At 62.9% G+C, this 18,769-nt stretch carries 28 protein-coding genes; 21 read left to right on the forward strand and 7 right to left on the reverse strand.

From position 1 onward, the window contains the following. Window positions 1–2: 2 nt before the first annotated feature. The 3 genes from NKH91_RS15510 to NKH91_RS15520 all read left to right on the forward strand — a co-directional run bounded on the left by NKH91_RS15510 (window position 3) and on the right by NKH91_RS15520 (window position 2,732). Window positions 3–785, forward strand: a complete 783-nt coding sequence (locus NKH91_RS15510) for an ABC transporter ATP-binding protein (RefSeq protein ID WP_352884776.1) — start codon at window positions 3–5, stop codon at window positions 783–785. 203 nt (window positions 786–988) lie between these two features. Then, window positions 989–1,357 carry a YciI family protein gene (locus NKH91_RS15515; RefSeq protein WP_352547395.1) on the forward strand — a complete coding sequence of 123 codons (369 nt, stop codon included), beginning with the start codon at window positions 989–991 and terminating at the stop codon, window positions 1,355–1,357. 118 nt (window positions 1,358–1,475) lie between these two features. After that, window positions 1,476–2,732 carry an RNA polymerase sigma factor gene (locus NKH91_RS15520; RefSeq protein WP_352547396.1) on the forward strand — a complete coding sequence of 419 codons (1,257 nt, stop codon included), beginning with the start codon at window positions 1,476–1,478 and terminating at the stop codon, window positions 2,730–2,732. 64 nt (window positions 2,733–2,796) lie between these two features. Here the strand turns inward: NKH91_RS15520 and NKH91_RS15525 are convergent, their stop codons facing one another. From NKH91_RS15525 to NKH91_RS15540, 4 genes are all read right to left on the reverse strand, one after another. Then, complete coding sequence (locus NKH91_RS15525) at window positions 2,797–3,204, reverse strand: PIN domain-containing protein (RefSeq protein WP_352482870.1); 408 nt, start codon at window positions 3,202–3,204, stop codon at window positions 2,797–2,799. Then, on the reverse strand, window positions 3,194–3,424 hold the full coding sequence (locus NKH91_RS15530; RefSeq protein ID WP_023676182.1) for an AbrB/MazE/SpoVT family DNA-binding domain-containing protein: 231 nt from the start codon (window positions 3,422–3,424) through the stop codon (window positions 3,194–3,196). Before NKH91_RS15530 ends, NKH91_RS15525 begins: the two co-directional genes overlap by 11 nt. A 100-nt stretch (window positions 3,425–3,524) precedes the next feature. Further along, complete coding sequence (locus NKH91_RS15535) at window positions 3,525–3,950, reverse strand: type II toxin-antitoxin system VapC family toxin (RefSeq protein ID WP_352482869.1); 426 nt, start codon at window positions 3,948–3,950, stop codon at window positions 3,525–3,527. Continuing rightward, complete coding sequence (locus NKH91_RS15540; RefSeq protein WP_352482868.1) at window positions 3,950–4,192, reverse strand: type II toxin-antitoxin system Phd/YefM family antitoxin; 243 nt, start codon at window positions 4,190–4,192, stop codon at window positions 3,950–3,952. Before NKH91_RS15540 ends, NKH91_RS15535 begins: the two co-directional genes overlap by 1 nt. Window positions 4,193–4,391: 199 nt before the next feature. Here NKH91_RS15540 and NKH91_RS15545 point away from each other — a divergent pair, with 199 nt between their 5' ends. From NKH91_RS15545 to NKH91_RS15570, 6 genes are all read left to right on the forward strand, one after another. Next, window positions 4,392–4,715: an ArsR/SmtB family transcription factor gene (locus tag NKH91_RS15545; protein ID WP_023716560.1), complete on the forward strand. Its 324-nt coding sequence runs from the start codon at window positions 4,392–4,394 to the stop codon at window positions 4,713–4,715. Window positions 4,716–4,720: 5 nt separating this feature from the next. Next, window positions 4,721–5,122, forward strand: a complete 402-nt coding sequence (locus NKH91_RS15550) for an SRPBCC family protein (protein ID WP_502898997.1) — start codon at window positions 4,721–4,723, stop codon at window positions 5,120–5,122. Between the two features lie 74 nt (window positions 5,123–5,196). Then, the gene (locus NKH91_RS15555; RefSeq protein WP_352884771.1) at window positions 5,197–5,589 is read left to right on the forward strand and encodes a VOC family protein; all 393 of its coding nucleotides are present in this window, start codon (window positions 5,197–5,199) and stop codon (window positions 5,587–5,589) included. Between the two features lie 86 nt (window positions 5,590–5,675). Continuing rightward, the gene (locus NKH91_RS15560; protein WP_023716563.1) at window positions 5,676–5,906 is read left to right on the forward strand and encodes a hypothetical protein; all 231 of its coding nucleotides are present in this window, start codon (window positions 5,676–5,678) and stop codon (window positions 5,904–5,906) included. A 4-nt stretch (window positions 5,907–5,910) separates the two neighbouring features. Further along, the gene (locus tag NKH91_RS15565) at window positions 5,911–6,381 is read left to right on the forward strand and encodes a DUF1801 domain-containing protein (protein ID WP_352884769.1); all 471 of its coding nucleotides are present in this window, start codon (window positions 5,911–5,913) and stop codon (window positions 6,379–6,381) included. Window positions 6,382–6,470: 89 nt separating this feature from the next. Then, window positions 6,471–6,872, forward strand: a complete 402-nt coding sequence (locus NKH91_RS15570; RefSeq protein WP_198030445.1) for a DUF1801 domain-containing protein — start codon at window positions 6,471–6,473, stop codon at window positions 6,870–6,872. On the opposite strand, the gene NKH91_RS15575 is transcribed toward NKH91_RS15570, so the two are convergent. Beyond that, on the reverse strand, window positions 6,873–7,781 hold the full coding sequence (locus NKH91_RS15575) for a dihydrodipicolinate synthase family protein (protein WP_352884767.1): 909 nt from the start codon (window positions 7,779–7,781) through the stop codon (window positions 6,873–6,875). A gap of 265 nt (window positions 7,782–8,046) precedes the next feature. Here NKH91_RS15575 and NKH91_RS15580 point away from each other — a divergent pair, with 265 nt between their 5' ends. The 6 genes from NKH91_RS15580 to NKH91_RS15605 all read left to right on the forward strand — a co-directional run bounded on the left by NKH91_RS15580 (window position 8,047) and on the right by NKH91_RS15605 (window position 13,819). After that, complete coding sequence (locus NKH91_RS15580) at window positions 8,047–9,144, forward strand: Gfo/Idh/MocA family protein (protein ID WP_352884766.1); 1,098 nt, start codon at window positions 8,047–8,049, stop codon at window positions 9,142–9,144. 11 nt (window positions 9,145–9,155) lie between these two features. Next, window positions 9,156–9,815 carry a ThuA domain-containing protein gene (locus NKH91_RS15585; protein ID WP_352884764.1) on the forward strand — a complete coding sequence of 220 codons (660 nt, stop codon included), beginning with the start codon at window positions 9,156–9,158 and terminating at the stop codon, window positions 9,813–9,815. Between the two features lie 157 nt (window positions 9,816–9,972). Then, a complete protein-coding gene (uxuA, locus tag NKH91_RS15590; RefSeq protein ID WP_352884763.1) occupies window positions 9,973–11,172 on the forward strand; it encodes a mannonate dehydratase in 1,200 nt (399 codons plus the stop codon). Continuing rightward, on the forward strand, window positions 11,169–12,083 hold the full coding sequence (locus tag NKH91_RS15595; RefSeq protein WP_352482857.1) for a PfkB family carbohydrate kinase: 915 nt from the start codon (window positions 11,169–11,171) through the stop codon (window positions 12,081–12,083). Before uxuA ends, NKH91_RS15595 begins: the two co-directional genes overlap by 4 nt. A 96-nt stretch (window positions 12,084–12,179) precedes the next feature. Next, window positions 12,180–12,962, forward strand: coding sequence for an SDR family NAD(P)-dependent oxidoreductase (locus tag NKH91_RS15600; protein WP_352884762.1), 783 nt, complete (start codon window positions 12,180–12,182; stop codon window positions 12,960–12,962). 71 nt (window positions 12,963–13,033) lie between these two features. Next, entirely contained in the window at window positions 13,034–13,819 is a 786-nt protein-coding gene (locus tag NKH91_RS15605) for a GntR family transcriptional regulator (RefSeq protein WP_352884760.1), read from the forward strand. A 214-nt stretch (window positions 13,820–14,033) separates the two neighbouring features. Here the strand turns inward: NKH91_RS15605 and NKH91_RS15610 are convergent, their stop codons facing one another. Both NKH91_RS15610 and NKH91_RS15615 read right to left on the reverse strand, forming a co-directional pair. Continuing rightward, window positions 14,034–14,162: a hypothetical protein gene (locus NKH91_RS15610; RefSeq protein ID WP_352638909.1), complete on the reverse strand. Its 129-nt coding sequence runs from the start codon at window positions 14,160–14,162 to the stop codon at window positions 14,034–14,036. Window positions 14,163–14,168: 6 nt separating this feature from the next. After that, window positions 14,169–14,381 carry a DUF2934 domain-containing protein gene (locus tag NKH91_RS15615; protein ID WP_352638910.1) on the reverse strand — a complete coding sequence of 71 codons (213 nt, stop codon included), beginning with the start codon at window positions 14,379–14,381 and terminating at the stop codon, window positions 14,169–14,171. Window positions 14,382–14,599: 218 nt separating this feature from the next. Between NKH91_RS15615 and NKH91_RS15620 the strand changes: the two genes are divergently transcribed. The 6 genes from NKH91_RS15620 to NKH91_RS15645 are packed head-to-tail and all read left to right on the forward strand — an operon-like array spanning window position 14,600 to window position 18,711. Continuing rightward, window positions 14,600–14,998 (forward strand): hypothetical protein, encoded by a 399-nt coding sequence (locus NKH91_RS15620; RefSeq protein ID WP_352638911.1) that lies wholly within the window; start codon window positions 14,600–14,602, stop codon window positions 14,996–14,998. Beyond that, window positions 14,995–16,215, forward strand: coding sequence for an NRAMP family divalent metal transporter (locus NKH91_RS15625; RefSeq protein ID WP_352638912.1), 1,221 nt, complete (start codon window positions 14,995–14,997; stop codon window positions 16,213–16,215). Before NKH91_RS15620 ends, NKH91_RS15625 begins: the two co-directional genes overlap by 4 nt. Further along, on the forward strand, window positions 16,215–16,577 hold the full coding sequence (locus tag NKH91_RS15630; protein ID WP_352638913.1) for a hypothetical protein: 363 nt from the start codon (window positions 16,215–16,217) through the stop codon (window positions 16,575–16,577). Before NKH91_RS15625 ends, NKH91_RS15630 begins: the two co-directional genes overlap by 1 nt. Continuing rightward, window positions 16,577–16,915 (forward strand): hypothetical protein, encoded by a 339-nt coding sequence (locus NKH91_RS15635; RefSeq protein ID WP_352638915.1) that lies wholly within the window; start codon window positions 16,577–16,579, stop codon window positions 16,913–16,915. Before NKH91_RS15630 ends, NKH91_RS15635 begins: the two co-directional genes overlap by 1 nt. 36 nt (window positions 16,916–16,951) lie before the next feature. Beyond that, entirely contained in the window at window positions 16,952–18,238 is a 1,287-nt protein-coding gene (locus tag NKH91_RS15640) for an SDR family oxidoreductase (protein WP_352884758.1), read from the forward strand. Then, window positions 18,238–18,711 carry a DUF2269 family protein gene (locus tag NKH91_RS15645; protein WP_352638917.1) on the forward strand — a complete coding sequence of 158 codons (474 nt, stop codon included), beginning with the start codon at window positions 18,238–18,240 and terminating at the stop codon, window positions 18,709–18,711. The genes NKH91_RS15640 and NKH91_RS15645 overlap by 1 nt, the downstream gene beginning before the upstream one ends. The last annotated feature ends 58 nt before the right edge of the window (window positions 18,712–18,769 follow it).

An 18,769-nucleotide genomic window follows, 5' to 3' on the forward strand; every position in this document is an offset into this window, starting at 1 on the left:
CGATGAGTTTGCCCAAATTGGGGATCAAAGGTCTCCACAAGAGCTTCGGCACGGGCGCGCGGCGCACGGAAGTGTTGCGCGATATCAATCTCGATCTTGCCGACAACGAGTTCGTCTCGCTGGTAGGCACGTCGGGTTGCGGCAAGAGCACGCTGCTGTCGATCGTTGCCGGACTGCAGGATTTCGACGCAGGAGGTCTTGCCATCGATGGCTCGCCGATCCTGCAGCCGGGTCTCGACCGCGGCGTCGTCTTCCAGTCCTACACCCTGCTTCCCTGGCTGACGGCGCAGCAGAATATCGAGTTCGCGCTCAAGGCCGCGGGTCATGATCGCGCGACCTGCCGCAGGATAGCACGCGAGCATCTCGATCTGGTCAAGCTCCCGCACAGCGCCAATCGCTATCCGTCTGAGCTTTCGGGCGGCATGAAGCAACGTGTGGCCATAGCGCGTGCTCTTTCCTATCGACCCAAAATGCTTCTGATGGACGAGCCCTTTGGCGCGCTCGATGCCTTGACCAGGCATCAGATGCAGGAACTCCTGACGCAGATCTGGGAGGAGCACAGGCTCACCGTGCTCTTCGTCACCCATGATGTGGAAGAAGCCGTCTACCTGTCCGACCGCATCGTCGTGATGGGGATCGGCCCGGGACGCATCATGCAGACCTTCAATGTCGACATCGGGCGCCCGCGCAGGGAAGAGGTCATGGAAACCCCGGCCTTCATGGATTTGCAGCGCAGCGTGCACAAGGCGATCCGCGAGGCTTCAAAACGTCCCGAAATGGTTTAGGCGGGCCACTCAATTACTTACAATCAACGACCAGCGTTGCGCCCAATCTCGATATCGCGCCATCGCAATTCCTGACCAGGGAGCGGCCATCGGCGTCTTTCTCCTCAACCTCAAAAAAATTTGCAGGACAATGTCGATTTCCTAAACTCCGTTCGTCGTTCCGATGCCAGCCTATGAGGCCGGCTCAAACAAGGAGACAGACGATGCGTGTGATGGTGCTCGTGAAGGCTACCGAGGACAGCGAAAAGGGCTTTCTCCCCACGCCCGAGGCTAAGGAGGCGATGGAGGCGATGGGCAGATTTAACGACGAGCTGCGCAATGCCGGCATCCTGCTCGACGCCGACGGCCTCAAGCCCTCCTCGCAGGGCAAGCGCGTTGCGTTCGATGGTCCCCGCCGGACGGTCATCGACGGGCCTTTCGCCGAGACCCGCGAACTGGTCGCCGGCTTTTGGCTCTGGGAAGTCAAGGACATGGACGAGGCGGTCGCCTGGGTGAAGCGCTGCCCCAATCCCATGCCGGGACCGAGCGAGATCGAAATCCGGCCGCTGTACGAGATGGCTGATTGGCAATGAGAATCTGACGCCGGAGGTCACGGAAATCCATGACCGAACGCGCGAGAAACTCAGCGGCAACCGAGACTGTCGGCCGCAATCTGCTTGCCTCCGTTATGGCTTTGGCCGACAAGGCAGCATGACTGCAGGCGAGACGCACCAGGCGATCGAAGCGATTTTTCGCATTGAACGGGCCCGGCTCATCGCGGGTCTGGTCCGCCTCGTGCGCAATGTCGACCTTGCAGAGGAGCTGGTGCAAGACGCCCTGGTCATAGCTCTGTCCGAATGGTCCAGGGCCGGCGTGCCGGCCAATCCCGGCGCTTGGCTGATGACGGTCGCCAAACGCCGCGCCATCGACGCGATCCGTCGCGACAAGATGCGCGGGCGCAAGCATGAAGAGATCGCGCGGGAGCTTGACGGCGAGTGCAACGGCGCGGCCGAGGTGATCGAAATGGCCATCAACGACGATCTTGGCGACGAGCTGCTGGGCCTCATCTTCACAGCCTGCCACCCCGTACTTTCGGCCGACGCCCGCGCGGCGCTCACGCTGCGTGTCATCGGCGGTCTGACGACGGACGAGATCGCCCGTGCTTTCCTGTCGAGCGAGGTGACGATCGCCCAGCGCATCGTCCGCGCAAAGAAGACGATCGGAAAGGCCGGGCTCAGCTTTGAGGTGCCGCGCGGTGCCGAGCGTGCGGCGCGTCTGTCCTCGGTGCTGGAGGTCATCTATCTCATCTTCAATGAAGGCTATGCTGCCACGGCCGGCGACGACCTTGTCCGGCCGGGCCTGTGCCTGGAGGCACAACGGCTGGGCCGTATGCTGGCGGGGCTGATGCCCGAGGATGCCGAAGTGTTCGGCCTGCTGGCTCTGATGGAAATCCAGGCATCGCGCCTGCCCGCACGCATCGGGCCGGACGGCGCCCTCTTGACCCTGACCGAGCAAAACCGCGCACGCTGGGACCAACTGCTGATCCGCCGAGGCCTTGACGCGCTGGCCCGCGCCGAAGCTCTCGGGGGCGATGGCCCCTATGCGTTACAAGCCGCGCTTGCAGCCTGCCATGCGCGGGCGCGCAGTCCGGCCGATACCGATTGGCCCCGCATCGCAGCCCTCTACGACCGGCTGCGAGCAGTGATGCCCTCGCCGGTGGTCGATCTCAATCGAGCGGTCGCCCACAGCATGGCCTTCGGGCCTGAGGCGGGCCTGCGGCTGGTAGACGAGATTGCCGGCGCCGCCGCCCTGCGCAACTATGCGCCATTGCCGGCAGCGAGGGGCGACTTTCTGTTTCGGGCCGGCCGGCTGGCCGAGGCCCGCGCCGAATTCGAGGCGGCGGCCAAGCTCACCCGCAACGCGCGGGAAGCGGCCTTTCTCCTCGCCCGCGCCGACGCTTGTGGTTGAAGCATCGCCCTCGGTGCCTGAAACGCCGCTCGGCAAGGCCGAAAGCCGCCTTCAATGAGCGAGATCAACCCGCAACGCGAAAGGGATTAACGATGCGCAAGCCATCGCCGAGCGCCATTCCGTGCTGCATATCCTCTGACAAAAGTGTATCGCAGCCAGCGTGAATCGCCGCGGACGCGATCATCGCGTCATAGGTAGAAAGGCTGTACCGCTCGGCGAGCCTCAATCCTGTTTCGTGGGTCTCGAGCGTGAGCGGATGAACCGTCAACAGGCCGCGCAGCGTGGTCAGCAGCGCATGCGTGTCGGTCCATGACATTTGCATCTTCCGACGCGCGACGTTGGCGAGTTCGTTGAGAACCTGCACGCTGATCGCCCCGCCAGCAGCGATGGCCGCCTCGGCCCGATCAGCCTTCGCCGTATCGCTTGACGCGATATAAAGTAGGACATTGGTATCAAAAAAACTAACGGGCATTCGCCTCGTCCCGATCGAATTTGAAGTCAGCGGGGAGCCGACCACGGAAGGCGCGGAGACGCTTCAGCAACTCCTCGCGCCCGGGCTTCCGCGCCACGCCAAGCTGGCGGGCGTCAGCGACATGGATTTCGATCTCATCGCCTTCCCTGAGTTCAAGCGCTTCGACCACAGCGGCGGGAAGGCGGACCGCAAGACTGTTTCCCCATTTGGCGACCTGCATGCCACTTCCTCTCCTAGATATACGCCAGGAGAAATGTATATCCAGAAGTGGTCGAGATCAAGGCAACTCGGGATATATGCATTTGAAGGAGGAGCCTTGATCATGCCAGCAACTGCGTCGGCACGCCGAGTATCGGCCCTGCCTCGGCGAGCCGCTGGTCGAGGGTTCGCACCGTGGCGCCATGCTCGGATGCCGTCGCGAGGTGCAGGGCGTCGCCAGCACGAAGCCCGAGCGTATGCTGATCGGCGAATTTCGCGGCGACCCGAAAATGCCCGCCCGTCACCGGCAGCACGGTGAAGCTCTCGGCGACCAGCTTGTTGAACATCGCGAGCGCTGCTGCGCGCTGCTCCAGGTCAATCTGTCCGGTCCGAAGCTTGATCGCCATGGCGGAGGACATCTCGGTGATGGTCCAGTCGCTGATCACAAGTTGCGCTGGGTCCTGCTCCGCCAGCCAGCCCTGAACGCGCGCGGTCATGGCTTCGTTGGATAGCGCTGCTACGATCAGCGAAGTGTCGAGATAAAGCATCAATAGCGATCGCCATCTCGCATCGATCGCACCAGATCGGCGGCGGCCTGAGCCTGCAGAGGCATGGTTGCGGTCAGGGATTGGAGCAGGACGGCGTCGATCCGCCTGCGGGGGCGGGCCACAGCCGTGAGTCGGGCGACCGGCTTGCCACGCCGGGTGATGTCGATCGAGTCTCCAGCCTCGACCCGGTCGACGAGCTCGCTCAGATGTGCCTTGGCGTCCGCCAGATTGACCACGCCCATGTCACGCTCCTGACCATGTAGATGGTCATATAGCGCATCACGCTTAACAATTCCAGCGCAGAGTACGGCGAATGAGCAACTGGCTGCGTGAGCGAAGCAGGTGATCGCTCCTGCAACGAGAATTATGCCGCTTTCCGCTTGACTAATACATATCCCGATGGTTATACATCGATCAATAGCCGAAGGGTTATCGATCCCAATGCCAAACGCTCACGATGTACTCTTCAGAACGCTTGCCGATCCGACTCGGCGCGCTATTTTTGAGCGACTGTGTCGCGAAGGAGAGCAGACGGTCGGGGCTCTGACGGCTCAGGCCGGGATCTCGCAACCGGCCGTGTCGAAGCATCTCGGGGTTTTGAGGCAGGCGGGGCTGGTGCGCGACCGCCATGCAGGACGACAGACCCACTATAGCGCGCAGCTTGCTGCGCTTGCCCCCCTGATCGACTGGACAAGCCAGATGACCGGGTTCTGGCAGAGCCGGTTCGACGACCTCGAAGACCTGCTCAAAAGGATGGACCAGTGAACGAAATGGCGACCGAAACACTCTCCGTCATTGTCGAAAGGGAGATCGCTTATCCGCCTGAGAAGATCTGGCGCGCGCTCACGCAACCACACTTGATCGAGGAGTGGCTCATGAAAAACGACTTCAAGCCTGTCGCGGACCACCGTTTCAACCTTCACGCAGAGTGGGGCGCTGTCGAATGTCAGGTCCAGACGGTCGAGCCGAACAGAACGCTGACTTACACGTGGGATACCAAGGATCTCAAGAGTGTCGTCTCCTGGACCCTCACCCCCACGAGTACCGGGGTCCGCTTGCGCATGGAGCAGTCGGGCTTCCGGACGGATCAGCAGCCTTACTTCCGGGGTGCCAAAGTCGGCTGGCCGAGGTTCTTTGACGATCTGGAGCAGGTTCTGGCGCGGACGGACTGAGGTCCGCGGGCGCTATTCAAGCAGGGGCTCTGTTACAGAGCGGCAGATGGCGGGGCGATAATGGAGGCAAGCCAATGAAGATCAAGTTGATCCAAGTATACGTGGATGACCAGGAAAAGGCTCTGGGCTTTTACACCGAAACGCTCGGCTTTACAAAGAAGGCCGATTTCAGCAATGGGCCGTTTCGCTGGCTGACCGTCGCATCACCCGACGAGCCGGACGGTGCCGAGCTGCAACTCGCGCTCAATGACAACCCGGCCGCAAAGACCTACCAGAAAGCCATGTTCCAGCAGGGCCAGCCCGCGGTCATGTTCTTCAGCGACAACATCAAGGGCGACTACGAGCGTATCAAAGCGCGCGGCGCCGAATTCACCATGCCGCCGACCGAAGTAACCGGCTCGACCATCGCCCAGCTGAACGACGGCTGCGGCAATCTCGTTCAAATCACCCAGCTGGCGCGCTGGTAAGGCACGCGTTCAGTGGCGTGGCTGCCCGGCGGGAGTCGCCAAACGGGCCGCCGATCCGCTTCGGTTCGTCTTCAGAGGAGGTCTCAATGGATTGGAACAAATGGGTTCGGCAGATCCACCGCTGGCTGTCGATTATCTTTGCGGCGGTCGTCGCCGCTATCTTCATCAGCCTGGGGGCAGGCAAGGAACCCGCCTACTGGGTATACCTCTTGCCGCTGTTTCCGCTCGGCTTGCTTCTGCTTACCGGTCTGTACATGTTCGTGCTGCCTTACGCTCCCAAGTGGCGCAACGCAGGGGGCACCGGCGCATTGGAGTGAACGCATGGCCAACAAGACGTCCATCAAGTCATTGGCGGTCGCGAAGAAGCCCGCCGCCAACCCTGCCGCTGCCAAGCCGGTCCTCCTCGCAGGCGGCAACCCGCAGATAGCGAAGGCCGATGGCGACGCCCCTGTGCAAGCCTACATCGCGGCCATGCCGGGCTGGAAACGCGACGTCGGGCGCCGCCTCGACGCGCTCATCGTGCGCAGCGTGCCCAACGTGCGCAAGGCCGTCAAATGGAACTCGCCCTTGTATGGCGTAGAGGGTCAAGGCTGGTTCCTCAACTTCCATTGCTTCACAAAGTACATCAAGCTGGCTTTCTTCCGCGGCGCGTCGCTGCATCCTGTCCCTCCAGGCGAGTCCAAGCACAAGGACGTGCGCTACCTCGATATCCGCGAGGACGACCAGCTGGACGAAACTCAACTGGCCGCCTGGGTGAAGCAAGCCAGCCAATTGCCGGGCGAGCGAATGTGAGCGGGAATGCCAGTCATTCCCGCAAACCAGGTGCCGACTAGCGGTATTCATGTGACGGGCGAGCGGCAACAACCCTAGGGAAAGCGACAATGACGATGAAGAGTGGCTCGATGGAAGGAAATGCAGGCAACTCTCCCTCTCAGCTGATAGATGCGAGGATCAGCGAGCTGGGCGATTGGCGAGGCCAGACGCTTTCGCATGTCCGCGCTCTCGTCAAGCAGGCCGACCCGGAAGTGGTCGAGGAGTGGAAGTGGCGAGGCGTTCCGGTGTGGTCGCACGCCGGAATAATCTGCACTGGCGAGACCTACAAGAACGTCGTGAAAGTGACCTTCGCAAAGGGCGCCTCGCTGCAGGACCCTTCAGGCCTGTTCAACTCCAGCCTCGAAGGCAACACCAGGCGCGCCATCGATATCCGTGAGGGCGAGGCTATAGATGAGAATGCGTTCAAGGCGCTGATACGCGCTGCTGCCGCCCTGAACGCTGCCCGATAGTCAGCTCCGGCCGATATGGTCGGCTAGCGGGCCGAGAGCGGCGAGCAAAGCTTCGCCGCTGGTCTGCGTTGCATTCTCGTGCGGCGCGCGCAGGTTCAGCCAGCGCCTGTCGCCCGACCGTACTGACAGGACCGCCTTCATCGCAGCGATGAGGCCGGCATCCTGGATGATTTTGCGGAACGCCTTGATGCCGGCCTCCGCGTCGGTAGTGTCCTCTCCCGCCCGCGCTGCGTCATAGAGGGCCCGGATCGCCGCGGCATTCAAATTGACCGTCGCCGAGATGCAGCCGGCAGCACCATTGGCAAGGCCTTTGGTCAGCTGTGCTTCCGAGCTCGGAAACACCGCGACCTTTGGGGCTGCCGCAATGACCGCCGCGGTGTTGTTCCAGTCACCGGCACTGTCCTTGTAGGCCACCACGACATCGGGAAACGCTTCGCTCAGCCGGGCGGTCAGCGCCGGGCTCACCGGTACGCCGGAATTCTGCGGGATGTGGTAGAGGATCATCCTCATCGCCGGGTTCGCCACCCGTTCGATCAGCTCGCTGTAGTAGCGGGCCTGTCCGTTGTCGCCGGCGGCCGTATAGAAGAACGACGGCAGCACCATCACCCCGGCACAGCCGAGACCGACCGCATGCGCCGTCAGCTCGACGGTTTCGGCAAGTGCTGTGACACCGGTGCCGGGCATCAGATGGCTTGGCGAAATGCCGGCCTCGACCAGCCACTCCAGCGCTTGCATGCGCTCGCGCAACGAGACGGACAACGCCTCGCCCGTGGTACCGAACGGCGACAGGAAATGCGCTCCCTGATCCAGCACCCACTTGGCGTGTGATATCCAGAGGTCGCGGGCAATGCGGCCGTCGTTTTCGAACGGCGTCAGGATCGGTGCGATGGTTCCTTGTGGGCGGATCATGTGCGTCCTTCTACCGGTGAAAATCGGTGCAGTGCTCAACGCCGGCATCAAGAATGTCGAGCAAGCTACATGAAGCAGTGTTGCTGAGTACCGGGCGTTCGACCTCGAAAGCAAGCGGCTCGCGCATAGGCGCGCGATTGTGATCGGGCCGCGGTTCTGAGGCTCTCGAGGTAAATCCTTTTCACGGGACAACATCGCCTGGCCGAAAAGGGGGTGACAAACGAGTTCTGCTGTTTCATCAATGCCGCCTTTTGAGGAGAAGCCCATGCGGAGGATCGGTGTCGGCATCATTGGCTGCGGCAACATTTCAGACGCCTATCTGAAGGCGTCGCCACAATTCCCGGTGCTCGACATTGTCGGCGTCACCGACATCAACCGGACGGCAGCTGAGGCCAAGGCAGCGGCCTACGGCCTGGCTGCCATGCCGATCGAGGCGCTGTTAGCCGATCCCCGCGTCGAGATCGTGCTCAACCTGACCACGCCGCAGCATCACGTGCCGGTCGGTTTGCAGGCTGTCGGGCAAGGCAAGCACGTCTACTCCGAGAAGCCGCTAGCAACGACGCTCAGCGACGCGGAGCGGCTCGTCGCGGCCGCACGCGAAAAGGGCGTGCGTATCGGCTGCGCACCCGACACCTTTCTTGGCGGCTCCCACCAGACGGCGCGGCGGCTGGTCGATGAGGACACCGTTGGAAGCATTGTCGCCGGCTCTGCCTTCATGCAGGTGCCCGGCCACGAGCTCTGGCATCCCAATCCAGATTTCTACTATCAGCCCGGCGGTGGGCCGATGCTCGACATGGGACCTTACTATCTGACCTGCCTGGTCAATCTCCTAGGCCCGGTAAAGTCGGTGACCGGGCAGGCGAAGTCATCCTATGCCACTCGTACCATCGGTTCTGGACCGCGCCAGGGCGAAACCATCCAGGTCGAGGTGCCGACCCATATTTCCGGCCTGCTCGCATTCGAGAATGGCGCGGCGGTGTCGATCACCACCAGCTTCGACGTCTGGAAGCACGATCACAATCACATTGAGCTCTACGGCACCACCGGCTCGATGATCGTCTCCGACCCCAACCAGTTCCAGGGCGACGTCAGGACGAGCCAGCGCAAGGGCGACTGGACGGTGGCCGATCAGATCCATTCCTATGGCGACGGCAATTACCGGGGCCTCGGCCTCGCCGACATGGCGCAGGCGATCGTCTCCGGCAGGCAACACCGCGCCAGTCTCGAGCTTTCCCTCCATGTCCTGGAAATCATGGAATCGATCATCTCTTCAGCAGAGACAGGGCAGCGTGTCGATCTCAGATATGGCTGCGCCCGGCCGGCGCCGATGCGCGCCGACCTGCCTTTCGGAATTCTGGAATAGGGAATAATGCGATGAGCAAGACGGCACTGATTTTCTGGGGCGGCTGGGAAGGTCACACCCCGGCCCGAAGCGCCGAAATCGTCAAGGAGATGCTGACCGGCAACGGCTTCGACGTGCAGCTGGAGCAGGGGACTTCGGCGCTTGCCGATCCGCAGCTGGGCAAGCTCGCTCTCATTGTTCCGGTGATCACCATGTCGACGATCGAAAAGCCGGAGCTGCAAAACCTGACCAGCGCCGTCGGGGCCGGCACCGGCCTTGCGGGCTTTCACGGCACGATGTGCGACAGCTTCCGCAACGAGCCGGAATACCAGTTCATGACCGGCGGCCAGTGGGTCGCCCATCCCGGCAACATCATCGACTATCACGTCGATATCACCAGGCCAGACGATCCGATCGTGCAAGGCATCGATAGTTTCGCCTACCGTTCTGAGCAGTATTATATGCATGTCGATCCGACCAACGCGGTGCTGGCGACAACGACGTTTACCGGCGAGCATCTCGACTTCATCGCCGGCGTCGTCATGCCGGTCGTCTGGAAGCGCCGCTACGGCAAGGGCCGCGTCTTCTATAGCGCGCTCGGCCACACCGCCGATGAGTTCGCCGTGCCGCAAATGCGCACGATGTTCGAACGCGGCGCGATTTGGGCCAGCCGAAACTCGGACCTTGCGTAGTCGTTCGATCTGAACGCCAGGTGTCGTTGCAGTCTTTTCAAGGAGCAAAGCCGCCCCCGACGGTATCTCGCAGGGTCCCCGAACTGCAATCGATTGACTGCCATGGTAGCATCCAATACACCACCGGTCATCGGGGAATTCCGCAGTTGGGGGTCGAATGGAGCAGACGTGGCGATGGTTTGGCCCGGGCGATGCGGCAACGCTTGCCCATGCCAGGCAGGCCGGCGCGACCGGCATCGTGACGGCACTGCACGACATCCCTTACGGCGAAGTCTGGCCGATCGACGCCATCAGGCACCGCCAGGCGCTGATCGAGGCGGATCCGGCGATGGGCCTGAAATGGAGCGTCGTCGAGAGCGTCCCCGTGCACGAAGACATCAAGCTCGGCCGCGGCGATCTTGACCGGCTCTACGACAATTTCAGGCAGACCTTGCGCAATCTCGGCGCCTGCGGCGTGCGCACGGTCTGCTACAACTTCATGCTGATCCTCGACTGGACCCGCACAGACCTGGCTGCGCCGCTGCCGGGCGGCGGACGGGCGCTCCGCATGAACATGCACGAGCTTGCCGCATTCGATTGCTACATGCTGCAGCGCAAGGGATCGGAGCGCGACTATGCGTCCGATGTTCTCCAGCGGGCGAGCGAATGGTTCGAGACGACGCCGGACACGGCAAAAGAGCGTCTGCTCGCCAACATCATGGCCGGCCTGCCGGGCGCCTTCAAGCGCTACGATATAATGGAATTGCGCGAAGTGGTGGTCGAGCAGTCGAGCCTGTCGCATGAGCGCCTGCGCGAGAACCTCGTCCGTTTTCTCGAAAACGTGCTGCCGGCCGCCGAAGAGGCGGGCGTCACGCTGGCGATCCACCCGGACGACCCGCCGCGCGATCTCGTCGGCCTGTGCCGGATCGTCAAGAACGCCGACGACATTGCCTTTATCCTGGATGCCGTGCCATCGGCCCATAGCGGCCTTACTTTGTGCACAGGGTCGCTGGGCGCCAATCCGGCCAATGACCTGCCTGCCATCGCCAGGCGCTTTGCGCATAGGGTCAAGTTCGTGCATCTGCGCAATGTCAGCAAGGACCCGGACGGCTCGTTCATGGAATCCGAGCATCTGAACGGCGATGTCGACATGGTTTCGGTGGTCTCGGTCTTGCTCGACGAGCAGCAACGCCGTCGCGACGCCGGTGAACCGGCGGCGCTGCTGCCGTTTCGCCCGGATCATGGCCACGAGCTGATCGATGACGCCGCGCGGCACACCCATCCCGGCTACCCCGTGATCGGCCGTCTTCGCGGCCTTGCCGAACTGAGAGGCGTGATGACGGCGATTGCCCATCAGCGCGGCTACCGGCTGCAATGACGGCGCCCCGCCTGCTTTGTGTCGGCGCGCTCACCTACGACACGATCTTGCGCCTCGATGTCCTGCCCTCCGGCGCCGGCAAGTTCCTGCCAAGCGAGGCCGTGCAGATCGCGGCCGGCATGGCGGCTAGCGCCGCCGCGTCGGCCAGCCGCCAGGGCGGACAGGTCTGGCTATGGGCAAGCGTCGGCGACGATGCCGTCGGCCGCGATGTCATTGGCCAGATGGAGGCGGAGCGGGTCGACTGTTCGCTGGTGCGCAGGGTCGAGGGCGGCCGCTCGGCCATTGCTACGATCCTGGTCGACGCCGCCGGCGAACGTATGATCGTGCCCTTCTACGATGCCGTCACGCAAGCCGATCCGGACCGCCTTCCACCCGCGGATTTTTCCCAGTTCGACGCCGTGCTGGTCGATGTCCGCTGGCCCGGAGCCGCCGCCCTGGCGCTGGCGAAAGCTCGTGAATACGGCATTCCGGCGGTCCTTGACGCAGATGTCGCGTCGCGACCGGTGCTCGACCGGCTGCTGCCGATCGCCTCGCATGTCGTTGCTTCGCTGCCGGCGGCACGCATCCTTTGCGGTCCGGAGATATCCGCCGGTTCTGCCGTTGCTATCCTCGGCGAACGGACCGGCGCCTTCGTGGCCGTCACCGATGGGGCGAACGGCACCGCGTTCCAGCACCCGGGTGGCAATGATGTCCGTCACCTGCCGTCGCCGCGGGTCGAAGCCGTCGACACCCTGGCGGCAGGCGACGTGTTTCACGGCACCTTCGCCCTCGGTCTGGCCGAAGGTTGGGACGAAGAGCGGGCCATAGCAGTGGCCAGCGCCGCCGCCGCGCTGAAATGCCTGCGCTTTGGCGGACGTCTTGGCGCACCGACGCGCGCGGAAACGCTGGCTTTCCTACAAGGATCTGCATGATGCCGAACACGCTTGGGCCGGCTCGTGGGAAAAGAGCACGTCAAGTGCCGATCGACTACCATGGTAGTCGATCGGCAACTGTTCTTGGGAGGATAAATGGCTGAATTCAGAAAACGCGCGCTGGTTACCGGCGCGGCCATGGGCATCGGCCGTGCCGTCGCCGAAAGGCTGGCCGAGCAAGGCGTCGACCTGATCCTGTTCGATCGGGCGGGCGACCAGCTGGACGAGGTCGCGGCAGAACTTTCGGCGCACCGGGTGACCGTGCACACCGTGCTTGGCTCAACCGCCGACACTGAAGCCTGCGGCCGCGCCGTCGAGCTTGCCCGGTCCGCGTTCGGCGGGCTCGACATGCTTTCTCACAATGCCGGCATCCAGCGTTACGGAACGGTGGAGACCACTGACGAGGCGCTTTGGGACGAGGTGATGAACGTCAACCTCAAAGCTGCCTATCTGCTGTCGCGCGCGGCGATGCCGCTGCTGCGCCAAAGCCGCGGTGCCATCGTCCATATGAGCTCGGTGCAGGGCCTAGCCAGCCAGGAAGGGGTTCTGGCCTACAGCACGGCCAAGCACGGGCTGATCGGCTTGGTCAAATCGATGGCCGTCGACTATGCGCCGCTCGGCGTGCGCGTCAATGCCGTTGCTCCGGGCGCGGTCGACACGCCGATGCTGCGGGATGCGGTCAAGCTCAACGATAAGCCCGACGAGATACTGCGCATCCTCGACAACATGCATCCGCTCGGCCGTACCGCCCGGCCGCAGGAGATTGCCGCCGTCGTTGCCTTCCTGCTGTCCGACGATGCCTCCTTCGTAACCGGCGAGGTCGTGCGCGTCGATGGCGGGCTGCTGGCGCGCATCGGCGGTTCTCCGCGCAAGGAATGATGCCGGCGCTGCTGCTTGCGCAGGCATTTCATGAACGGCTTGAAGCTGCAGAGCCCTTAAAGGGATGGCCGATGGCGGGTCTTTTGGGAATGCGGACCATCAGCGAGGGGCGACTGGGCGAAACCGGCCCCGGCGCTTCAGTCGCGGCCAGGACGTTCGAGGTTCTGCTCGACCAGATCCTGACCTTCCGCCTGAAGCCGCACGAGCTGATTTCTGAAAAGGCGATGTCGGAAGCCCTTGGCGTGAGCCGCACGCCAGTCAGGGAGGCGCTCGCCCGGCTGGCCGGTCTTGGCTTGATCGACATCTATCCGCAGCGCGGCAGCATGGTGGCGCCGCTCCGGATCGCCGATCTCGAGAAATCGCAGTTCCTGCGCGAATCGCTTGAGGTCGGCCTGATCAAGCGCGCGGTCGAGAACCCGCGCCGTGCCGACCTGCTTGCCGTGCTCAAAGGCGAACTGGCGGTCCAGGAGACGTTCGCCTCCATTGCGGACGACAGGCGCTTCTTCAAGTCGGACGAGCTGTTCCACCAGCACATCGCCAGCCATGCCGGATTTCCTGGACTCTGGGCCGACATCAGCGCGGCGAAGCTGCACATGGACCGCTTCCGCTTTCTATCTTTCCCGCGCCTCGACAGCATGTCGGTGGTTCTCGGCCAGCATCGGCGGATTGTCGATGCGCTCGAGCAGGCCGAAGCGCTTGCGGCGGAAGAGGCGATGCGGATGCATCTTCGCCGCATCTTCGAGGTGCTCGAAATCGTCCAGCAGCGCTACCCCCACTATTTCGAGGCACCAACCTTGACGGGAAAGAGGACCGAAGCCGCTGCGGTCGGTTTGGCCGAACGCCAACCGATAGTGTGAGCCCGCTTTCTGCCGGCTCAATCCAAGCCCGGGCCTTTCTTCGGCGGTTCCGAAGGCGTCTTGGTCTTGCTGCCGGATTTGTCGGAAGCTGCCTCGGCTTTGCGATTTTGACCCTCGCCGCCTTGCTCCTTGCGGAGCTGCTTTTCGACTATCGATCGGGATCCTTCCGCCGGGTCTTGTTCAGGATGAGTATCGGTTGCCATCATGTCAGCTCCTATCCATTTTGATCAATTGCGTGCGGCGTGGGCTGACCTCCGCCGCCGGTTCTGTCGCGCCCGATCATCAGCCAGGCGGCGAACAGCACGACCAGTAGGACCACGATCCAGGCGACGAGACGAGGCATCGGGCCTCACTTCCCCCGCCGCTTGCTGCCGCGCGCCTCGGGATTGGAGGCGGCTCCGACCGTTGGATCGGGCACGACCGGACCGCGTTCGGCCTCGGAACCCTCGGCTTCGACCTCCTGCACGGCTTGATCCCAGTGCTCGCGCTCGCGTCCTTGCGGACGGCCTTCGCGCTCCCAGATCTTATGGGCTCGCTGCCTGATACGCTCTTCCCTGTCCATGGCCTTTGCCTCCTCCTCACCTAATCCGGCGATCGCTGGTTTGTTCCGCGCTGTCAGCGCCGTTCATCCGGTTCAGTTGACGTGATCACCGGGCGCTCTAGATCAAACTTCACGCCGAAGTCGCTTGGTGCGGGGAGAACAATCGTGTGGCAGCAACGCTACAACCACGTATTGTAAATGCCGTTACAGCCGTCGGTCTTCGACCAGACCGCCTGTGCTTGCTGCTGATAATATCTGTACTGACGGCATGCACGCCTTCCGACCAGGTCGAGCAGCAGTCGAAAATCGCGGCTTCCGCCACACAGACCGCAGCGCTGGTCCTGGAGGCTTGGGTCGCTGGGGCAGCCCCTTCGAAATACACGTCGCGCACGTTGCAATCGGTCGGCAAGGCACTCGCCGATGCCGGTGCGCAAATCCAGTCCGCCAAGTCGCCTGAGCCCAGCGAGCAAGCCGGTCTGACGATAGCGGTCGGACGGCTTTCGGCGGCGGTGACACGCGCAGCGACCGCAGTGCAGGACGGCAACCGTTCGGACGTGGAACACGCGCAACAGGATCTGCGGGCCGCCGCCGCCGATCTGAGCACGTCCTATGCGAAATATTTCGCGCCGAAATCATGAAGAAGCTGCTCGAAATATCGCTCGGCGTCGTCACCAGCGTTGGAGGCTTTCTGGAGGTCGGATCAATGGCGACCGCAGCTCAGGCCGGCGCCGCGTTCAGGTTTCAGCTGATATGGGCCGTCGTCCTGGGCACGATCTGCATCATATTCCTGGTCGAAATGGCCGGACGCTTCGCCGCCGTTAGCCATCACACCATCGCCGACGGGATCCGGGAACGGTTTGGCTTCAACGCCTTTCTGTGGCCGCTGCTTGCGACTTTGCTGGTCAACTTCCTGGTCATGGCGGCCGAGATTGGCGGGGTTGCCATTGCGCTCGAACTCGCCACCGGCATCGGCTTTCAGTGGTGGGCCCTGCCAGTCGCTTTTCTGGCATGGCTGTTCCTCTGGAAAGGCACGTTCGGCTTCATTGAGAAGGGCGTCGCGTTCCTCGGCCTGGTCACGCTGTGCTTCGTGGTTGGCGCCGTCATGCTGAAGCCCGATTGGGGGCAGGTCGCGTCCGGTGCCGTGCCTACCCTGCCCGAGCACGACGCGGCCAATTACTGGTTCATGGCGGTCAGCATTCTTGGTGCGTCGATCTCGCCCTATCTGTTCATGTTCTATTCGTCGGGAGCGATCGAGGACCAGTGGGACAAGAGCTATCTCGGAGCCAATCGGGCCATTGCCGGCCTGGGCATGAGCTTTGGCGGCACTATCTCGATCGGCGTGTTGATCGTGGCGGCGCTCGTGCTGGCAGCGCACGGCATTGAGCAGGTCGACGACTACCACCAATTGCCGCTGATGCTGATTCAAATCTTCGGTTTCTGCGGGTTCGTCCTGTTCGTTGCTTCACTAGGCATTGCCTGCTTCGGCGCCGCGCTCGAAATCGGCCTGCAGCAAGCGTACCTTGTGGCGCAGGGTTTCGGCTGGACCTGGGGCGAGGACCTGAAACCGCGCGACGATCCCGGCTTCAGCACCGTCTATACGATCTCGTTGTTTCTCGCCGCCATTCCGATCGCATTGGGTCTCGATCCGCTGAAGCTCACCATCTTTTCCATGGCTCTGACGGCCGCCAGCCTGCCGCTGACCGTGGTTCCGTTCCTCTTCCTGCTGAACGACGAGCGTTATGTCGGCGAGCACCGCAATGGCCTGATCGCGAATGCCGCGGTCATCTTCATCATAGCGCTCGGTTTCGTGCTCGCAGTCGTGACTATTCCTTTGCAGATATTCGGAGGCACTTGATGGATTTGCTGCGCGACATCCTGGACAAGCAAGTGGTCGACCGCGAGCAGGTCAAGATCGGCAAGGTGGACGGGCTGGTGGCCGAACTCAGGCCAGGCAAGCCGCCAAAAATTATTGCGGTCGAGCTCGGTTCGATCACGCTGGCGCGCCGGCTTGGCGAGCGGCCCGGGCGCTGGATGGCGCGGCTTGCGGCAAGGCTCGGCGGCAGGCGCCATGCCGAGCCGCACCGCATCGCATGGAACAAGGTGCGCGACATCGGCGTCGACATCGAGTTCGATATCGACGTCCGCGAAACGGCGATTTTCGACTGGCAGAACTGGCTGCGCGATCATGTCATTGGGCGTATCCCGGGAGCTGGGTGATGGCCACCGTCAATCTTGAGCAATTGGCTGGCAGGAATGTGCTTTCGCAGCGCGGCAAAAGCATCGGCCATATCGAGGAGATACGCGCCGAACCGGATGGCGATGACCTCGTGGTTACCGAGTACCATGTCGGCATCTACGCAGCATTCGAGCGCCTGTCCGCTTCGGCCATCGGCATTGCGGTCCTCGACGTCTTTCGAATGCGCAGTCGCGACAGCATGTACCGCATTCCCTGGGACAAGCTCGACATCTCCGACCCGGCGCGGCCGCGGTTGTTATGCACGAAGGAAGAACTTTCCGCTATGAAGGGGAGTATCGAGGGCGATAAGCGGGAATGAACGATACTGTCCCGCCGTCGGAGAATGGGGTCCAGTGTGAAAGTTCTGGTTGCCGGCGCCACCGGCCTGATCGGTGCCTCGGTCGTCGCACGCCTTCTTTCCGAAGGGCATGAGGTGATCGGCTTGGTCCGCAGCCCCGGCGCAAACCGGGCCGGCAATTATCAGTTGCTGGTGCTGGACATCGCGGTGGCGCTGCAGCCCGAAGACTGGTTGCCGCATCTCACGGGCATCGACGCCGTCGTCAATTGTGCCGGCGTTCTGCAGGACAGCCCCCGTGAAAAGACGCGGGAAGTCCATCGCGATGCGGCGGCAGCACTCTTCCTCGCCTGTGCGAGGGTAGGGGTTGCCCGGGTGATCCACTTCTCGGCGATAGGCGTCGATCGGGCGCAGCCTTCGACGTTCTCGGCGACGAAAGTGGCCGGCGACCAAGCGCTAATGGCGCTTGATCTGAACTGGGTGATCCTGCGCCCGTCCGTGGTGCTCGGGCGGCCGGTGTTTGGAGCCAGCGCATTGTTTCGGGGTCTCGCCTCGCTGCCGGTGCTGCCGTCCATGCCCGGCACCGGCCGGCTCCAGGTGGTACAACTCGACGACGTGGTCTCAACCGTCGTCTTCCTTCTCGCTCCCGCCAGTCCGTCTCGCGTCGTGCTGGAACTTGTCGGTCCCGAACAGCTGACCCTGGACGAGGTCGTCGGCAGCTATCGCCGATGGCTCGGCTGGGCCCCAGCGGCCACGTTTGTGCTTCCGGAACCGCTTGCGAGCCTCCTCTACCGCCTCGGCGACTTTGCCGCGATGTTCGGCTGGCGCCCACCAATGCGCACCAACGCGGCCAGGGAGATCGCCCGAGGGGCGGTTGGAGATCCCTCCAACTGGACCGCCTTGACCGGCATACGGCCGCAAACCCTGGCGGGTTTCCTCGCGCTCAATCCAGCAACGGTGCAGGAAAAATGGTTTGCCCGCCTGTATTTCATCAAGCCTGCGATCTTCGTCGTCCTGCCCTTCTTCTGGATCGTGACGGGTGTTGTGTCGCTGACCACCGGCTATAACGGTGGCATCGATCTGATGCAAAGCACCGGGGCTGGCATCTTGTCGGCACCTACCGTGATGGTCGGCGCTCTGGCCGACATCGCCATCGGCGCGCTCATAGCTTGGCGGTCGACGACGCGAAAAGGCCTCTATGGCGGCATCGCGCTCTCGCTCCTCTACTTGGCCGTCGGAAGTTTCCTGCGCCCGGAGCTGTGGAACGAACCGCTTGGGCCGTTCCTCAAAGTGTTGCCGATTCTGGTGCTGCACTTTGTGGCGTTGGCAGTGCTGGAGGAGCGTTGATGCTCTATTTCCTGCTGAAATTTCTGCATGTCATCGGCGCAGCCGTGCTGCTTGGCACCGGCGCCGGCATCGCTTTCTTCATGCTGCTCGCCCACAGGACGGGCAATACGTCAACGGTTGCGGCGGTGGCGCGCATGGTCGTCGTAGCCGACTTTCTTTTCACAGCGACGGCCGTCGTCGCGCAGCCGCTGACGGGCGCCGCGCTCGCCTGGCAGGCAGGCTACTCGCTGTCGGAGGGCTGGATCGTGCTTTCGATCGCGCTCTATGTCTTCACCGGAATGTTCTGGCTCCCGGTCGTCTGGATGCAGATTGAGATGCGCAAGCTGGCCTCGCAAGCCGCCGCTGCAGGCGCGCCGTTGCCGCCACGCTATCATCGGCTCTTCTGGCTGTGGTTCGCCTTGGGCTTCCCCGCCTTCGCTGCCGTACTCGGAATTTTCTGGCTGATGATCGCGCGGCCAGCAATCGAGTGGTAGGTCGCAGGCAGGTCCCACTGCGATAATGCCCAGTCAAAGCACTGCGGAAAAATTCCCG

The sequence above is a fragment of the Mesorhizobium sp. M0894 genome, from assembly GCF_040319725.1.
GTDB lineage: Bacteria > Pseudomonadota > Alphaproteobacteria > Rhizobiales > Rhizobiaceae > Mesorhizobium.

Bases quoted from the DNA above. Each gene is read 5' to 3' on its own strand.
- NKH91_RS15570 (WP_198030445.1), top strand. From the start codon at position 6,471: ATGACGATGAAGAGTGGCTCGATGGAAGGAAATGCAGGCAACTCTCCC.
- NKH91_RS15530 (WP_023676182.1), bottom strand. From the start codon at position 3,424: ATGCAGGTCGCCAAATGGGGAAACAGTCTTGCGGTCCGCCTTCCCGCC.
- NKH91_RS15525 (WP_352482870.1), bottom strand. From the start codon at position 3,204: ATGCCCGTTAGTTTTTTTGATACCAATGTCCTACTTTATATCGCGTCA.
- NKH91_RS15580 (WP_352884766.1), top strand. From the start codon at position 8,047: ATGCGGAGGATCGGTGTCGGCATCATTGGCTGCGGCAACATTTCAGAC.
- NKH91_RS15610 (WP_352638909.1), bottom strand. From the start codon at position 14,162: ATGCCTCGTCTCGTCGCCTGGATCGTGGTCCTACTGGTCGTGCTGTTC.
- NKH91_RS15515 (WP_352547395.1), top strand. From the start codon at position 989: ATGCGTGTGATGGTGCTCGTGAAGGCTACCGAGGACAGCGAAAAGGGC.
- NKH91_RS15510 (WP_352884776.1), top strand. From the start codon at position 3: ATGAGTTTGCCCAAATTGGGGATCAAAGGTCTCCACAAGAGCTTCGGC.
- NKH91_RS15545 (WP_023716560.1), top strand. From the start codon at position 4,392: ATGCCAAACGCTCACGATGTACTCTTCAGAACGCTTGCCGATCCGACT.
- NKH91_RS15540 (WP_352482868.1), bottom strand. From the start codon at position 4,192: ATGGGCGTGGTCAATCTGGCGGACGCCAAGGCACATCTGAGCGAGCTC.
- NKH91_RS15595 (WP_352482857.1), top strand. From the start codon at position 11,169: ATGACGGCGCCCCGCCTGCTTTGTGTCGGCGCGCTCACCTACGACACG.
- NKH91_RS15600 (WP_352884762.1), top strand. From the start codon at position 12,180: ATGGCTGAATTCAGAAAACGCGCGCTGGTTACCGGCGCGGCCATGGGC.
- NKH91_RS15630 (WP_352638913.1), top strand. From the start codon at position 16,215: ATGGATTTGCTGCGCGACATCCTGGACAAGCAAGTGGTCGACCGCGAG.
- NKH91_RS15560 (WP_023716563.1), top strand. From the start codon at position 5,676: ATGGATTGGAACAAATGGGTTCGGCAGATCCACCGCTGGCTGTCGATT.
- NKH91_RS15535 (WP_352482869.1), bottom strand. From the start codon at position 3,950: ATGCTTTATCTCGACACTTCGCTGATCGTAGCAGCGCTATCCAACGAA.
- uxuA (WP_352884763.1), top strand. From the start codon at position 9,973: ATGGAGCAGACGTGGCGATGGTTTGGCCCGGGCGATGCGGCAACGCTT.
- NKH91_RS15520 (WP_352547396.1), top strand. From the start codon at position 1,476: ATGACTGCAGGCGAGACGCACCAGGCGATCGAAGCGATTTTTCGCATT.
- NKH91_RS15555 (WP_352884771.1), top strand. From the start codon at position 5,197: ATGAAGATCAAGTTGATCCAAGTATACGTGGATGACCAGGAAAAGGCT.
- NKH91_RS15645 (WP_352638917.1), top strand. From the start codon at position 18,238: ATGCTCTATTTCCTGCTGAAATTTCTGCATGTCATCGGCGCAGCCGTG.
- NKH91_RS15625 (WP_352638912.1), top strand. From the start codon at position 14,995: ATGAAGAAGCTGCTCGAAATATCGCTCGGCGTCGTCACCAGCGTTGGA.
- NKH91_RS15605 (WP_352884760.1), top strand. From the start codon at position 13,034: ATGGCGGGTCTTTTGGGAATGCGGACCATCAGCGAGGGGCGACTGGGC.
- NKH91_RS15575 (WP_352884767.1), bottom strand. From the start codon at position 7,781: ATGATCCGCCCACAAGGAACCATCGCACCGATCCTGACGCCGTTCGAA.
- NKH91_RS15615 (WP_352638910.1), bottom strand. From the start codon at position 14,381: ATGGACAGGGAAGAGCGTATCAGGCAGCGAGCCCATAAGATCTGGGAG.
- NKH91_RS15635 (WP_352638915.1), top strand. From the start codon at position 16,577: ATGGCCACCGTCAATCTTGAGCAATTGGCTGGCAGGAATGTGCTTTCG.
- NKH91_RS15550 (WP_502898997.1), top strand. From the start codon at position 4,721: ATGGCGACCGAAACACTCTCCGTCATTGTCGAAAGGGAGATCGCTTAT.
- NKH91_RS15585 (WP_352884764.1), top strand. From the start codon at position 9,156: ATGAGCAAGACGGCACTGATTTTCTGGGGCGGCTGGGAAGGTCACACC.
- NKH91_RS15565 (WP_352884769.1), top strand. From the start codon at position 5,911: ATGGCCAACAAGACGTCCATCAAGTCATTGGCGGTCGCGAAGAAGCCC.